Genomic DNA, 16,014 nt, shown 5'->3' on the forward strand with positions numbered 1-16,014 from the left:
ACGTCGAAGTTCGACTTATGGTGTGCGCACTGGGCTGATCTTGCGGATCAGGTTGTTGCCCGAATCTGCGACGTAGACGTTCCCCTGGCGGTCGACCGCGATGCCGAAGGGTCGATTGAAAGTTGCAGCAGGACCGATAGCGCTGGCTGCGCCCTGCGCGCCGGATCCCGCGAGGGTTCTTACGTCCCCTGTGGGCGAGATCCTGCGAATCTGGTTTCCGTGAATGTCAGCCACGTAGACATTACCGCCGCTGTCCACGGCCACGCCAATTGGCCCGTTGAATGATGCATTGGCACCGCTGCCATCGATGGAAGCTCTTGCGCCGGAGCCTGCCAACGTCGTGACATCGCCGACTCCGTTGATCTTGCGGATCAGTCCGTTGTTCGAGTCCGCCACGTAGACGTTCCCGTCACCGTCAACTGCCGCACCATTTGGCTGGGAAAAAGATGCATTGAGGCCATTTCCGTTTGCGAACCCAAACGACGCGGAACCCGCCAGAGTGGAAACTTCGCCCCCCGGCGTGATCTTGCGCATCACATCCCCAGTCGAGTCTGCGACATAAACGTTCCCTGCTCTGTCCACTGCGATGCCCTTTGGCGTCGAAAACGAGGCATTGACTGCTTTGCCATTTTCAGCGCCATCAGCCCCTGAGCCGGCGAGCGTCGTCACCTCACCCGCTGGGGAAATCTTTCGAATCAGATTATTGAACGCATCCGAGACGTAGAGATTTCCACCGCTGCCCACAGCTACGCCGTAGGGATAGTGGAACGTCGCTCCTCCGCCGTTGCCATTGTTCGATCCTCCCACGCCAGAGCCAGCCAGCGTCGTGACGTCACCCAACGGCGATATCTTCCGGATCAAGTTGTTGTACGTATCGGAAACGTAGACGTTTCCACCCCCATCTACTGCAACCCCAGTGGGGTATTTGAACGTTGCATTTGAACCATTGCCATTAGCCGATCCTGCTGCACTGGAGCCAGCCAACGTCGTGACCTCAGCCTGCGCCGCGACGCACATCACCGTCACGTTGCTTGCCACCGCCGTTGCAGTGCCTCTGGCATTGGAGATCGCACAGTTCTGCCACAGCGGTTGGTCCTTCACGGTCACGGAGAACGTGGTGCCATCAGCGACAGGCGCTGCAAAGGAGAACGCACCGTTGGCCTTGACGCTCAGATCGTCGCCACCGTTCTGCCGGAGCACCAGCACATTGCCAGCATCCAGGCCGATCACGTTTCCGACGATCGTGTGAGTCGGAACTGGTGTCGGTGTCGGTGTCGAGGCCGGGTCTGATGCAGGAGCCGTCGGAGTTGCTGGATTCGTCGGCAGGCCAGCGTCAATAGGTGGCGGAGTAATGGAGATCGGCGTTGAAGCGACGTCGCTGCCCCCACCGCCACAAGCCGCTACGCCGGCCAAAAGAAGGATGGACACGGCCGCTTGCACGGTACGCAGTGCCGCTAGCCGCGGCGCGTTTTCATGAACCGAATACATCGCATTGCTCCTGGATTGCTAAGAGCTACTCAAGTCTTGCTGGGGTCGTGTTGGGTTCGTTGAGCGGATCTTCGAACTGCCAATAAGTGCAGTCGCAGGCCGCGGCCGTTGATCAGGGCGCACCTTTGATCCGCCACGTGGCCATCTCCGCCGCGCCTCTCCAAGGCCACGCCCGTTGAGCCGTGTGGGTCGCGTCGACGTTGTCCGCAAGAGGTTCGGAAGCTTGCGCAGGCAACTGCGTCGCTTCACCGGCGGCGGCGATAGCCGGTGAGGCCGCGCTCTCCGTGGGAGCAGCGTCCTCGCTGCCATCACACGCCGCGACGCCGGTCAGCGCGCAGGCCGCCAGGACCATACGCACGATGGGGCCTGCTGCACGTCGCAGCAATTCATCAAAAACGAAAATCATCGGGTTGCTTTCAAGGTTGGACAGCCCCCCCCAGTGCTCTGGGCGCAAGTCGAGTTCGCGCAGCGGCATCGACGAGCGTGAGAACTTCGGCACCCCTGCCCACAGGCACAATCCCATCGCTTCCGCGTCCGCCCCTCTTCGATGCCGCTTCCGACGTCCTTTTCGCCCCCGATCCGTCCGCACCTCCTCGCCCTCGCCGCCCGTTCGACACTGATGGCGTTGACGGTGTTGCTGCCGCCGACCGCTCACGCGCAGTCGTCGACACCGTCCGAGCAGCCGCTCGCACATCTGCAGCACACGACCTGGACGCTGAAGGACGGCATGCCGGGCCCGGTGATGGCCATCGCGCAGACCACCGACGGCTACCTCTGGCTGGGCACCGGCGCGGGACTCTTCCGATTCGATGGCGTGCGCTTCGAGCGTTTCGATGCGATCGCCGGCCAGCCGCTGCCGAGTCGGCAGGTGCTGTCGCTTTTCGCGACGAAGGACAACGCGTTGTGGGTCGGCCTGCTCGACGGAGGCACCGCGTTGGTCCGCCAGGGCCGCGTCCTTCACCTCGATCCTGCGGGCGGACATTTCGCGACCTCGACCCGCGCCTTCGCCCGGCAACCCGACGGCACGCTGTGGACCGCCACCGGTCGATCCCTGCTCAAGCGCGAAGGCGATCGGTGGACGGCGATCGGCCCGGAGTCCGGTTACGACGACGGCACCGGACGCACCCCGCTGACGATGAAGGTCGACGTCGACGATCGCGGCAACGTCTGGGCCGTCACCGACCGCACCGTGTTCATCAAGACCGCCGCGAGCGCGCGTTTCGTCGCTACCGGGCAGCCCGCGCTCGGCCTTTCCCAGCTCGTCATCGCCACCGACGGTCGTGCGTGGGCCAACGACATGTCCCCCGCCACCCGCGGCTTCGGTCCACTGCCCGTCCCCGGCGAACCCGCCGCTTCCGCGGCCGAACCGACCTATGGGGTGCCGAAGAGCTTCTTCATGCCGACCTTCGACCGGCAGGGCCTGCTCTGGTACGGCGCGCTGGACGGCATCAACCGCATGGACGTCTCCGGAACGCCGGCGGCAGCGGCCGCCAGCCGTCAGTTTCTCGGCATCGACAAAGGACTGTCCGGCGAACTCGTGATGCGCATCTTCCAGGACCGCGACGGCGCGATCTGGGTCGGCACCAACGGCGGGCTGGACCGCTTCCGCGGGGCCGGCGTCGACCGTGTCGATCTGGCGTCCCGAAGCGCCAGCATCGCCATGTCGACCGACGACCGCGGCAATCTCTGGATCGCGTCCGGCAACACGCTGCAGCGCCGCGCATCGGGAAGCGCGACGTTCGAGCAACTCCCGGTCGACCCGCGGATGGAGACTTTCACCAGCGTGCTGGTCGACAGTCGCGGACAGCTTTGGGCCGGAGGACGCACGGGCTTGTGGCGACAGGAAGGGGGCCGCTTCGTCCCGCTGCCCACACCCGATGGTCAACCATGGATGGCCGCGGTCTTCGAGGTCACGGAGGACGCCGACGGCGCGATCTGGTTCTGCGGCAATCGCTATGGCCTGATGCGTTATGCCGACGGCCAGGTCATCCGACTTTTCGGCGCCGAGGGCTTTCCGCGCAAGGGGCCCAATGCGATCGCCCGGGATGCGCGGGACCGGATCTGGGTCGGCTATGGCGACGGCTCGCTGTTCCGCCGCGAGGGCGGGAAGACCCTCGCACTGACGCCCGCCGACGGCCTCAAGATCGGTTCGATCAAGGTCATCGCGCCCAAGGGCGACCATCTGTGGGTCGGCGGCGAACGCGGCGTTCAGCTCGTGTCCGCGCCCGGTCTGCCGACGCTGCGGCTGGCCGACCCCGACGCGCTGGACGGTGTGTCCGGGATCGTCGAGACGCCCGACGGCGAGCTGTGGCTGAACGGCGCCAACGGGATCACCCGGCTGACCGCCGACGAGGTCCGACGCGCGTTGCTTCCTGCCGGCGCCGACACGTCACGTCCCTCAGGGCGGCGCTTCGATCTGATCGACGGCCTCTCCGGTCGCGCCGAGCAGTCCTGGCCGTTGCGCACGGCCGCGCGCACGCCGGACGGCGTCCTCTGGTTCTCGCTCAGCAACGGCCTGGTGCGCATCGATCCGACGCGCTTGCCCAAGGGAGAACCTGTGCCGCCGCCCGTCGAGGTGCAAGGTCTCTTCGTGCGTGGCGAGACCACGCCGGTCGGTGGAGTCCGTGGAACGGGCGGCGCCAGCGCCAATGGAGACGGACTCGGCGACAACGGCCGGCAACACCTGTCCCCCGGCACGCGGGACCTGGAGATCACCTACACGGCGATCAGCCTCGCCCAGCCGGAGCGCACGCGATTCCGGTACCGGCTGATCGGACAGGATCGCGGCTGGCAGGACGCAGGCACGCGGCGCCGGGCGTTCTACACCAACCTCGGTCCGGGCGAGTACGACTTCCACGTGGAGGCGTCCCAGGACGGCGGGCCATGGAGCGCCACGCCCGCGACGCTGCACTTCGAGATCGCGCCGACCCTGACCCAGAGCGCGTGGTTCCGCGCGGCCGCCGTGCTGGTGGGCCTGGCGACGCTGGGCGCGCTGGCCGCGCTGCGCGCGCGACAGCGTCGCCTGCACGAGCAGGAGCGTCTCGCCGCCCGCGTGCAGGAGCGCGAGCGCATCGCCCGGGACCTGCACGACACGCTGCTGCAGGGCGTGTACGGGTTGATCCTGCGCTTTGAAGCCATCGCGCGCCGGCTGCCCGGCACGGAGCGCGCGGCGATGGAACGCGTGCTGACCGACGCGGATGCGCTGCTCGTCGAGGGCCGCGATCGCGTCACCGACCTGCGCCTGCCGCCGCCCGATGCCAACCTGCTCGAGCACACGCTGGAGGCGCTCGGGCGCGAACTCTCGCACACGCATGGCGCCGCCTTCGCGCTGTCCGTCGAGGGCAGGCCGCGTCCGCTGGTGCCGACGCTGTCGGCCTCGATCTGCCTGATCTCGCGCGAGGCGATCTTCAACGCGTTCCAGCACGCGCAGGCCGGGCAGATCGAAGTCACGCTCCACTACGAGGCCGCGCGCTTCGCACTCTTCATCCGCGATGACGGCGTCGGCGTGCCCGACGACGTGCAGGAACGCGGCGGACGGGCGGGCCACTGGGGCCTGTCGGGCATGCGCGAACGCGCCGAGCTGGCCGGTGTCGCCTATCGGCTAACGTCCCACGTCGGCAGGGGGACGGAGATCGAGCTGTCCGCGCCCGCCGCGCGAGCGTACGACCCGTCCGGCGAGGCCACGTCCCTCAAGACGGGCGCGCCGTGGTGGCGTCGGGCGCGTCGCGTTTGATCAATCGTCCCCCGCACCCAGCACGGCCTCGTGGTGCGCGACCGGGCGGCCCCGGTTGATCAGGCCGGCGATCAGCCACCACACGAAGATCAGCCCGGTGAGGAAACCGACGATCACCGCCAGCTCGACGAGCCGGTTGATCGCCATCGCGCCCACCTTGCCCCAGCCGTCGCCCGCCTTCGCCACGCGGGCGCGCTGCTTGTCGCGGAACATCTCGATGCTGTCGTAGAAGCTCGGCACCATCAGCAGCGTCAGGAAGGTCGACGTGATCGTGCCGCCGATGATCGCCACCGCCATCGGGCGGTAGAACTCGCCGCCCTCGCCGATGCCCACCGCCACCGGCAGCATGCCGGCGATCAGCGCGAAGGTCGTCATCAGGATGGGCCGGAAGCGCTTGCGGCCCGCGTGCATCAGCGCCTCCTCGCGCGGCACGCCCGCCGCCTCCTCCTGGCGCGCGGCGTCCAGCAGCAGGATCGCGTTCTTCGCCACCAGGCCGGCCAGCATGATGATGCCGATGAAGCTCATCAGGTTCAGCGTGCCCTTGGTCAGCAGCAAGGCCACCACCACGCCGATCAGCGAGAGCGGCAACGACAGCATCACGCCCATCGGCGCCGTGAAGCTGCCGAACTGCATGACCAGGATGAGGTACATCAGGCCGATGCCCGAGACCAGCGCGATGCCCATCGCGCTGAACACCTCCTGCTGGTCCTTCGCCGCGCCGGCCAGTTCGATGCCGTACCCCGGCGGGAAGTTGATGGCCTTGGCCAGCTTCAGCGCGTCGCTGGTGACCTCGCCGGGCGAGCGGCCGTGCGCGTTGGCCGACACCGCGATCATCCGCTTGCCGTCCGCGTGCTGGATCTTGGCCGGGCCCTTGCCCATGGTCACCGTCGCGATCTGCTCCAGCGGCACCATCACGCCGGCACCGGTCACCGCGATCGGCAGGCGCTCGATGTTGCTAGCGTCCACCCGGTCCTCCGGCGCCAGCCGCACCGCCACATCACGCGTCTCGCTGCTCGGGTCGATCCAGTCGCCGACCTCCACGCCGGCGAAGGCCACGCGCAGCGAGTTCGCCGCGTCGCCGACCGAGATCCCCAGCGTGTTGGCCAGGCCGCGGTTGAGCTCGATCTGCAGCTCGTTCTGCGGATCCTGCTCCGACAGGCCCACGTCCACCGCGCCCGGCACGCGGCGCAGCTTCTCCATGTAGTCGGTGGTGATCTCCATCAGCTTGCGCGAGTCCGCGCCCGAGAACCGGATCTGCACCGGCTTCTGCGCGCCGTTGTTCAGGTCGTCGAGCACCACGTACTCCGCCCCCACCAGCCGCGACACGCGCGTGCGCAGGTCGGCCGCGATCTCCGCCGCGCTGCGCTTGCGCTTGGTGCTCTTGCCCAGGTCCACGTAGACACGGCCGCCGCTGGCGTTGACGCTCTCGTTGGTGGCCACGGTCTCGGGGATCTCACGCGCCAGCGCGGACGCGGCGCCCATCTTCAGCCGCGCGTACTCCAGGCTGGACGAGGCCGGCGTGCGGACCTCGATCGCGATGGTCCCGGAGTCCGAAGCCGGCAGGAAACTCGTGCCGCCCAGCGTGCCCTGCAGGAAGATCGCCAGCGCGAAGCTCAGCACCGCGAACACGGCCATCCACCGGCGGTGGTGCAGCGCCCACGCGATCACGTGGCCATAGCCGTCGGCCTGCCGGTCGAACCATTCATTGAAGCCCTGCAGCTTCTTCGAGATGCCGGTCTTGGGCGCCTCATGGTGTCCCGGAGGGTCGCCCCAGAACGCCGACAGCATCGGGTCCAGCGTGAACGAGATGAAAAGCGAGACCAGCACGGAGGCGACCACCGTCAGCCCGAAGGGCCGGAACCACTCGCCCGACACGCCCGGCATGAAGGCCACCGGGATGAACACGGCCACGATGGAGAAGGTCGTCGCCGCGACGGCCAGGCCGATCTCGGCCGTGCCCTTCAGCGCGGCGGTGCGGCGGTCGGCGCCGCGCTCCATGTGGCGCACGATGTTCTCGCGCACCACGATCGCGTCGTCGATCAGCACCCCGATCGCCAGCGACAGGCCCAGCAGGCTCATGAAGTTCAGCGTGAAGCCGCACAGCCAGACGGCGATGAAGGCCGCGATCACCGAGGTCGGCAGCGACAGCGCCGTGATCATCGTCGAGCGCCAGGAGTTCAGGAACACGTAGACGACGAAGATGGTCAGGCCCGCGCCGAACACCAGCGCGTGGATCACGTTGTTCAGGCTGTCCTGCGCGTCCTGCCCGCCGTCCTGCACGACCTCGAGCTTGGTGCCCTTGGGCAGCGTCTTGTCGATCTCCTCGACCAGCTTGCGGACTTCCTTGGCCACGCTCACCGTCGAGGCGTCGCGCGAGCGCGTCACCATGATGCCGACGTTCGGATGGCCGTTGCGCACCGACAGGCCGGTCTGCTCCGCGAAGCCGTCCTGCACCGTAGCCACCTGGCCCAGGCGGATGAGCTCGCTGCCCGAGCGTTTCACGACGATCTGGTTGAAATCGGCCGGCGACTCGATGCGGCCCAGCAGCCGGATGCTCTGGTCTTCCAGCTGCCCGCGGACCTTGCCCACCGGCGCCGTCGTGTTCTGCATGCGCAGCGCGTTGACGACCTCGGTCACCGAGACGTTGAACTCGCGCAGCTTCTGCGCGTTCAGCAACACCGACAGCTCACGCTTGAGCGAGCCGTTCACGGTCACCGTCGCCGCACCGGGGATGGCACGGAAACGGTCGGCGAACTGGTCCTCCGCCATCCGCGAGATCTCGGCATGCGACTGCGTGCTGGACGAGAGCGCCAGCTGCATGATCGGCTGCGCCGACGGATCGACGCGCTGCAGCACGGGCTCGCGCATCTCGGTCGGCAGCTTGTGGCGGACCGCGGCGATCGCGTTGCGGACCTCGTCGGCCGCCTCGATCATGTTCTTGTCGAAGTTGAAGAACAGCAGCAGCTGGGCCGAACCCTCGCCGGAGGTCGAGCGGACCTCGTTCACGCCGGAGATGCTCTGCAGCGACTTCTCGATGCGGTTGACGATCTCGCGCTCGGAGGTCTCCGGCGACGCGCCCGGATAACTGATGCTGACCACCAGCAGCGGCAGGTCGACGTCGGGGCGCTCGTTGACGCGCAGCTTGGACAGGGCCAGCAGGCCCAGGGCCATCAAGCCGATGATGATCACGATCATCGCGATCGGCTTCTTGACCGAGAAATTGGAAAGGAACATGGTTCAGGCTCCTGTGCGCATCACTGGGCCGACGCGGCCGAAGCCACCGGCAGCACCGGCAGCGGCGCGGCGGTCGAGCCCGACGTCGTCGACCCTGCCGCGGGCGCGCCGCTGGGGTTGGTCAAGCCGGTCGCCGGGCTGGTGGTCCCTGCGGCGGAGACCGCGGTCTTGCTCAACTCGACGCGTTGACCGTCGATCAGCGTGCTGGTCGGGCTGCGCAGGATGCGATCGCCCTGCTTGATCCCGCCGGTCACCACATACAGGCCCTGCCGGTCATCCCGGGCCCCCAGGTTCACGGAGGTCTTCGCGACCTTGCCACCGTCCAGCCGCCAGACGAAGGACTTGTCGCCCTCCCGCACCAGCGCGCTGTCCGCGACCATCAACGCCGAGACGCTGTTGGTCTGCACGCGCCCTTCGGCGTAGAGGCCGGCCACGCCGGGCTGCTGCGCGCCGGCGAAGTCGACCAGCACCTCGACCTGGCGCGTGTTGGCGTTGGCGGCCTGCGCGATGCGGCGCACCTTGCCCTGGAAGTCGACCTGCGGGTAGCCGTTGACGCGGAAGTAGACCGTCTGCGCGAGCTTGAGCTCGGACATGCGGTCGGCGGAGACCAGACCTTCGAAACGCATGGACGCCGGGTCCATCACCTTGATCAGTTCCTTGCCGATCTGCGCGGAGTCGCCCGGCGAGACCTTGCGGTCGCTGACGACGCCGTCGAACGGCGCGCGCACCTCGGTACGCTGCTGTTGCTGGCGCGCCGTGGCCACGCGGGCGCGGGCGGCGACCAGGTCGCTCTGCGCGTTGTTGCGTCGGATCTCGGCGTCTTCCATCGCCTGGATGGAACTCATGCCCTGCGCCTGCAAGGTCTTCAGACGCTGGTATTGGCGCTCGGCCTGCTCGAAGCTCTGCGAGGACGCGCGGGCGGACTCGTCGGCGGACTGGACCGTGTCACGGATGGCCGTGTCGTCCAGGCGCACCAGCAGGTCGCCGCGCTTCACGCGCTCGCCGTTCTCCTTGTAGACCTGCAGCACGATGGCCTGCAGTTCGGCGCGCAGGTCGGCGCGGCGCTCCGGCTGGATGGAACCGGTGATCACCGGGCCGCTGGCATAGGCGCTCACGCCCAGGGTCTGGACGTCCTCGTTGGCCACCAGCAGGCTGGGCGCGCTGGCTGCCTCGGCCGCAGGCGACGCCTTCTTGTCGGGAGAGGACTTGCCGCAACCGGCAAGCAGGGATGCAACGACAAGGGCGATCAGCGACAGACGCAGCATGAAGCGGGCTCCGGGGGAACGTGGCAGGTGGCGTAAAGATGTGTCCTTCGTGCGAAACCCGCAAAAAGGCGCGCTAGCTTAACTTCAATGACCCTGCATGCAGGTGGTCACGCCCTGCAGTTCATCCCAGGGAAACAGCGCTTCGTCGCGCCGCCGGCCACGCCCCCCGGCATTGCCGGTTTGGTTACGTCAGGTTTCATCGACCTGGACATCCCCACGCCCCAACTGAGCGCGTGGCTCGCCCCACCTTCGCCCCGACTGTTCGTGCAGCGTCAACACCGCGCATGGAATTGCGCACACCTTTGCTATTGACGCACCGTACATCCCACGATCTCGGGGGAAATCCCGCTCTATTGCTGAATGTTAAGAAATAGACTCCGGACGTTATTTATCCTTTTTGCCGATTCGACGTCATGCGCGCACTTTCCATCGTCCATGTGGTCTTCTCGTCTCGCATCGCCGGTGGCGAGCATCATTGCGTCGACCTGGCCAACGCCCAGGCGGCGCTGGGCCACACGGTCCACGTGATCGGGCCGGCGGGATCGGCTGTCCGCCATGCGCTGGACCAGCGCGTGAGCTACCACGGCCTGCGCCTGCCGCTGCTGCGAGGCGCGCGCGTGCGCCGCCTGGCCGCGAAGCTGGGCGCGGACGTCGTCCATGGTCACCTGGGCCCCGCCTGCAAGGCGGTGGCGGCGGCCAAGCAGAGCGCGCGGGTGGGCACGCTGCATGTCGGGTACAAGACGCATCACCATGCGCGGATGGACGCGCTGGTGTGCGTCAACTCGGCGCAGGTCGATCACCTGAAGGAATTCGGCGGCATGCATCGCGTCATCTACAACTGGGCCCCGGAACGCAGCCCCGGCTCCTGCGCCGCGAAGGCGCCGTCGGGTTCCTTGCGCATGGAGCTCGGCATCCCCCACGCCGCGCCGGTGATCGGCTGCGTCGGCCGGCTGCACGCGGCCAAGGGCATGCACACCCTGATCCAGGCCTTCCAGCAGCACGCCCCGTCGACCGCCCATCTCGTCCTGATCGGCGAAGGCCCGCAGCGCGCCGAACTGGAGGCGCTGCGCGGCGACGACAAACGCATCCACCTGCTCGGCTTCCGATGGAATGTGGACGAACTGCTCGGCGAGATGGACCTGTACGTCTCCTCGTCGCGCGAGGAGCAGTTCCCGCTGGCCATCCTCGAAGCCATGCGTGCCCGCCTGCCGATCGTCGCGACCGCCACGCTGGGCGCGCGCGAGATGCTGGACCCGGCTCAATCGACCATCGTGCCGATCGATGACGCGACCGCCATGGGCCAGGCGGTCGCCGCCGCGCTCGCGCAACGGCAGCGCGACAACCGGCGTCCGGTCGACTACGACATGCAGCGCTACGACCGCTCCAGCGCCGTGCGCGCCACGCTGGGCCTCTACCAGGACGTGCTGACGCGCCAGGGCGCGCGCGAGCACGACCTGGCCGGCCTGAGCGTGGAAGACGTCCGGGGTTGATGTCCATGGTCAAGCGACCGAAGTCGGACTTCTGGACCGTCGGCGTCGTTCCCGAGCGCATCGATCTGCTCAGCCCCGAGCGGCTGCTCGAACTGCGGGACCGCATCGTCTGGATGCCCGAGGCCGGTGACTGGCGTTACTACGCCGATCCCTTCGCCTTGCGCGACGGCGACGCCTTGCATGTCTTCGTCGAGAACTTCGACTACCGCACCAAGCGGGCCGATCTGCAGCGCCTCACGCTGAACCTCAGCGACGGCGCCTGGAGCGCGCCCAGGCCGGTGCTGCAGACGCCTTTCCATCTGTCCTACCCCTTCGTCTTCGAGCACGAAGGACAGGTGTGGATGGTCCCCGAATCGAGCCAGGCCGAGGAAGTCGCGCTCTACCGCGCCGTCGACGGCGCCGAGCGCTGGGAACGGTGGGAGCGGGTCTGCGCGCTGCTTCCGGGCGTGCGCGCGGTCGACGCCTCGCTGGTGCGGCACGATGGGATGTGGTGGATGTTCTATGCGGTCATCGGCCCGGACAAGCGCGACCAGCGCGAGTTGCATGTCGCCCACGCCGAGTCGCTGCAGGGTCCCTGGACACCGCATCGCACGAATCCGGTGAGGTCCGCGCACGACGGCGCGCGACCCGCAGGTACGCCCTTCGTCGGCGCGGACGGTCTCGTGACGTTGCCAGTGCAGGACAGCCGCAACGGCTACGGCGGCGCGACGCGCTGGGTGCGCTTCAGCCGCCTGACGCCGGAGGCCGTCGAGGTCCAGGCGCTGCCGGCGACCTTCACCGGCGACCTCGCCCACCGCGACTTCGCCAGCGGCCTGCACACGATGTCCGCCTGCGGCGACGTCACGCTGATCGACGTGAAGCGCATCGACCGCTCGAGACACCGGCAATGGCTGGACTGGAAGCGCCGCGCGCGGCGGTGGTTCGGCAAGCGATGAGGCGGCGCTAGTCCGCGTCGTGCATCGAGGGCGCGACGTCCTCCAGCGGTCTGCGCTCAGCGTCGACGCCGAAGCGCAGCGCCAGCAGGCCCGCCACGATCACGAGCACCGCACCGATGCCATAGCCGATCGCCACGTTGCCGCGGTCTCCGCTCTCCACCAGCCACCCGAACAGCAACGGCGCCGCGAAGCCGCCCGCGCCCGTGCCGACCGCGTAGAAGATCGCGATCGCCATCGCGCGCATCTCCAGCGGGAAGATCTCGCTGACCGTCAGGTAGGCGGAACTGGCGGCCGCGGACGCGAAGAAGAACACCGCCGACCAGCACAGCGCCTGCGACCGCGCATCGAGCACGTCTGCGAGGAAGGCGACGCCGGTAGCCGCCAGGCCGACGCCGGCCAGACCATAGGTCAGCGCGATCATGCGGCGGCGGCCGACCCGGTCGAACAAGGGCCCCAGCAGCAGCGGTCCCAGGACGTTCCCGAGCGCGAAGGGAAAGATGTAGAGCGCCACGCGGTGGTCGGCGACGCCGTAGAAGCGCGTCAGCACCAGCGCGTAGCTGAAGAAGATCGCGTTGTAGAAGAAGGCCTGCGCCAGCATCAGCGACATGGCGACGCCGCTGCGCACGCGGTAGCGGCGCAGCAGCACGTGCAGCACCTCGCGCATCGTGGGCACGGCGCGGCGATGCTCGTTCTGTGCTGCCGGTGGGACGGACGGCAGCGGTCCGTGCTGGGCGACGACTTCTGCCTCGATGGCGTCGATGATGCGGGAGGCCTCTTCGACACGGCCGTGACGCAGCAGCCAACGGGGACTCTCCGGAACGTGGCGACGTACCAGCATCATGCCGACCGCCAGCAGCGCGCCCATCCCGAACCCCACCCGCCAGCCTTGCACAGGGCCCAGCACGTCCGGATGCAACAGCAGGAGACTGGACGCGGCCCCCAGCGCGGCGCCGATCCAGAAACTTCCGTTGATCGCGAGGTTCACGCGGCCGCGCACGCGGGCCGGCACCAGTTCGTCGATCGCGGAGTTGATCGCGGCGTACTCGCCGCCGATGCCGAGACCGGTGACGAAGCGGCACAGCGCAAAGAAGGTGAAGTCGGTGGAGAAGGCCGTCGCCAGCGTGGCGACGGCGTAGATGGCGAGGGTCGCGAGGAACAATTTCTTGCGGCCAAGCCGGTCGGACATGCGTCCGAAGATCAATGCACCGACGATGGCGCCCGCCAGATACAGCGACCCGGACCAGCCCACCTGGACGGCGCTGAGGCCCAGGGTGTCAGGTCTTTCCAGCACGGCGCCGACGGAGCCGACCAGCGTGACTTCAAGTCCGTCCAGGACCCATGCCACGCCGAGCGCGAGCACCACGCGCCAGTGCCAGCGCGACCAGGGCAGCCGATCGAGCCGGCGTGCGATATCGAGGGAAGCCGTCATCGACGGCAGACGCGGCAATCGGCGTTCCGGCCGCGCCTGGCGTCATGCAGGCTTCCAGGCTGCCGCGGCCTCTTCCCACACCTCGGGACTGCGGGCGACGAGCAATCCCGGCTGCCGATCACCCGCGCGATACGGCGTGCCGTCCAGCCGCGCCGCGAAGCCTCCGGCTTCTGTCATGAAGAGGGTGCCCGGCGCATGGTCCCAGGCGAGCTTGCGCCAGTACAGCGTCGCGTCGAACGCGCCTTCGGCCAGAGCGGGGTATTCGGCGCCGGCGCAGTTGAGGCCGGACAGGATCTCGACGCCTGACCAGGTCGCGACGCGATCCTGATGTTCCTGCGGCAGGAAGCGCGTCTTGACGACAGCCCGCTTCAGCCCCGGACCCGACGCGGCGTGCAGCCGCTCGGACTCCCGCCAGGCGCCCTGCCCGCGCCGGGCGTGATGCAGCACGCCCGAGATCGGATCCAGCATCCATGCGCCCACGGTGACGCCATCCTCCAGCAGCGCCACCATCGACGACAGCGGCTCCCTCCCGGAGATGAAGTTGAAGGTCCCGTCCAGCGGATCGACCAGCCACACGGCCCCCTCGTCGAGCTGGTCCAGCAGTTCCGGCGTCTCGGCGCATTGCTCCTCGCCGACGACGCGCGATCCGGGCACCAGCGCGCGGAGTTCGGGCGTCAGGAAGGCTTCGACGTCGCGATCGACGGTCGTGACCCACTCGCCGGGGGCCTTCTCCATCACCTCGTCGTCCGCCAGATGGCGGAAACGCGGCGCGATCCATGTCGAGGCGGCGTGGCGCAGCAGGGCGGCGACGGGGTCAGGCGTTGTCGAAGTCATCCTGGGATGCTACCCGCTGCGCCATGACCCCGAAGCGAGCCCCGGCGCCCTCAAGACCCGGCTCGCGCTAGGATTCCACCCCTGAAGGGGTTCCACATGGTCACGACGATCAAACGCGAAGAGTTCTGTTTCCTGGTGGTCGACGATTTTTCGACCATGCGCCGCATCATTTCCGGTCTGCTGCGCGAACTCGGCTTCAAGAAGATCCTCGAAGCCGAGGACGGCAAGGCCGCGCTGCGCCAGCTCGAGCTCTCGGCCGAGTCCGGCGAGCCCATCCATTTCGTGCTCAGCGACGTGAACATGCCGGTGATGAACGGCTTCCAGCTGCTCGAGGCGCTGCGCGCCAAGCCGGAGTCCGATCCGCTGCGCAAGGTGCCGGTGCTGCTGGTCACCGCCGAGGGCCGCAAGGAAGACATCATCCGCGCCGCCCAACTCGGCGCGACCGGATACATCGTCAAGCCGTTCAACAAGGACACGGTCGGCGACAAGATCCATCTGACGCTGAAGAACCGGAACATCCTGGTCGACTGAGTCGCGCCCGGGCGCGGCGCTCGCCAGGTGCGCGCATCGCGCGTAACGTGCGTAACCGCTTCCAGGACGCGGGGCGGCGCGGTGGCGCGAGACACTCGCGACCCTTCGTTGCTCCAGCTCCCTCGCATGATCGACCGCAGGCAAACTCTCGCCGCGATGCTGGGCCCGCTGCTGATGCCGACCGCCCGGTCCATCGCCGCGCCCGTGCTGCCCGAGGCCACCGGGCCTTACGTCCTTCCCGGCACCTTCGTCCATCCGCTGCCCGATCCAGCCACGGGTCGCCGATACGAGGCCTGGATCGACCTGCCGCCGGATGCGCCCCCGACCGCCGGTCCCCGGCCGGCCGTGTTCGTGACCGACGCGCCGTACGCGTTCCCGCTCGTGCGGGCCCTTCGCAACCGCGTGGGCCAGCACGGACGCAACCTGGCCGATTTCGCCGTCGTCGGATTGGCGGGGCCAGCGGATGAATCCGCCGTGGACATGCGTTCACGCGACTACACCCCCAGCGATCCCCGGATCCGTTCCGGCCAGCCCGCCGACCGTTATGGCGCGCCGCGCTACGGCGAGGGAGCGGCCTACCTCCGGTATCTGAGCGAGGTCGCCGTGCCGGCGATCTCGGCCCGGTACCAGTTCGACCCGGACCGCCGGGTCCTGCTTGGACATTCCTATGGCGCGCTGCTCGCGGCGCAGGTGCTGTTCGCAAGACCGACGCTGTTCAGCCACTACATCCTCGGCAGTCCGTCGTTCTGGTTCGATCGCCACCTGATGTTCGAGCGCGAAGCTGCCTACGCGAAGCAGCACAACGATCTGGCGGCCCGCGTCTTCCAGTACGTCGGCGCCTACGAGGCCGTGGCGCCGGGTCCGCGCTTCAACAAGGAGGCCGATCTCGTCGCCGATGCACGTCGTTTCGAGGCGCTGCTGCGCAAGCGCCGCTACAAGTCACTGCGCATCGACACGCGCGTGATGGCCGGCGAGGACCACCTCACCGTCGCGCCGGCCGGCGCGACGCTCGGCCTGCTGTGGGCGCTGCCCGGGAAAGGACCGTACCAGGGTTGACGCGATTACCATCCTCGCC

General features: G+C 68.2%; 11 protein-coding genes. 5 read left to right on the plus strand and 6 right to left on the minus strand.

What is annotated here, in order from left to right:
* Window positions 1–15: 15 nt before the first annotated feature.
* Window positions 16–1,230: an NHL repeat-containing protein gene (locus tag ABE85_RS26855; protein WP_197507260.1), complete on the minus strand. Its 1,215-nt coding sequence runs from the start codon at window positions 1,228–1,230 to the stop codon at window positions 16–18.
* 370 nt (window positions 1,231–1,600) lie between these two features.
* The gene (locus ABE85_RS08420) at window positions 1,601–1,963 is read right to left on the minus strand and encodes a hypothetical protein (RefSeq protein WP_157522101.1); all 363 of its coding nucleotides are present in this window, start codon (window positions 1,961–1,963) and stop codon (window positions 1,601–1,603) included.
* A 144-nt stretch (window positions 1,964–2,107) separates the two neighbouring features.
* Here ABE85_RS08420 and ABE85_RS08425 point away from each other — a divergent pair, with 144 nt between their 5' ends.
* Window positions 2,108–5,221 (plus strand): sensor histidine kinase, encoded by a 3,114-nt coding sequence (locus ABE85_RS08425; RefSeq protein WP_067272572.1) that lies wholly within the window; start codon window positions 2,108–2,110, stop codon window positions 5,219–5,221.
* On the opposite strand, the gene ABE85_RS08430 is transcribed toward ABE85_RS08425, so the two are convergent.
* A complete protein-coding gene (locus ABE85_RS08430) occupies window positions 5,222–8,455 on the minus strand; it encodes an efflux RND transporter permease subunit (protein WP_067272575.1) in 3,234 nt (1,077 codons plus the stop codon). It abuts the gene before it with no gap.
* A 20-nt stretch (window positions 8,456–8,475) separates the two neighbouring features.
* On the minus strand, window positions 8,476–9,720 hold the full coding sequence (locus ABE85_RS08435; RefSeq protein ID WP_067272578.1) for an efflux RND transporter periplasmic adaptor subunit: 1,245 nt from the start codon (window positions 9,718–9,720) through the stop codon (window positions 8,476–8,478).
* A gap of 413 nt (window positions 9,721–10,133) precedes the next feature.
* On the opposite strand from ABE85_RS08435, the gene ABE85_RS08440 reads away from it, so the two are divergent.
* Window positions 10,134–11,210 (plus strand): glycosyltransferase, encoded by a 1,077-nt coding sequence (locus ABE85_RS08440; protein ID WP_067272598.1) that lies wholly within the window; start codon window positions 10,134–10,136, stop codon window positions 11,208–11,210.
* Window positions 11,210–12,145: a hypothetical protein gene (locus ABE85_RS08445; protein WP_197507262.1), complete on the plus strand. Its 936-nt coding sequence runs from the start codon at window positions 11,210–11,212 to the stop codon at window positions 12,143–12,145. Before ABE85_RS08440 ends, ABE85_RS08445 begins: the two co-directional genes overlap by 1 nt.
* A 7-nt stretch (window positions 12,146–12,152) precedes the next feature.
* On the opposite strand, the gene ABE85_RS08450 is transcribed toward ABE85_RS08445, so the two are convergent.
* Window positions 12,153–13,574 (minus strand): MFS transporter, encoded by a 1,422-nt coding sequence (locus ABE85_RS08450; protein ID WP_067282203.1) that lies wholly within the window; start codon window positions 13,572–13,574, stop codon window positions 12,153–12,155.
* A 42-nt stretch (window positions 13,575–13,616) separates the two neighbouring features.
* Window positions 13,617–14,408: an inositol monophosphatase family protein gene (locus ABE85_RS08455; protein WP_067272601.1), complete on the minus strand. Its 792-nt coding sequence runs from the start codon at window positions 14,406–14,408 to the stop codon at window positions 13,617–13,619.
* A gap of 96 nt (window positions 14,409–14,504) precedes the next feature.
* Between ABE85_RS08455 and ABE85_RS08460 the strand changes: the two genes are divergently transcribed.
* Complete coding sequence (locus tag ABE85_RS08460; RefSeq protein ID WP_067272604.1) at window positions 14,505–14,939, plus strand: response regulator; 435 nt, start codon at window positions 14,505–14,507, stop codon at window positions 14,937–14,939.
* Between the two features lie 126 nt (window positions 14,940–15,065).
* Entirely contained in the window at window positions 15,066–15,995 is a 930-nt protein-coding gene (locus ABE85_RS08465; RefSeq protein WP_082938443.1) for an alpha/beta hydrolase, read from the plus strand.
* Window positions 15,996–16,014 lie beyond the last annotated feature (19 nt).

The sequence above is a fragment of the Mitsuaria sp. 7 genome, assembly GCF_001653795.1.
Taxonomy (GTDB): domain Bacteria; phylum Pseudomonadota; class Gammaproteobacteria; order Burkholderiales; family Burkholderiaceae_C; genus Roseateles.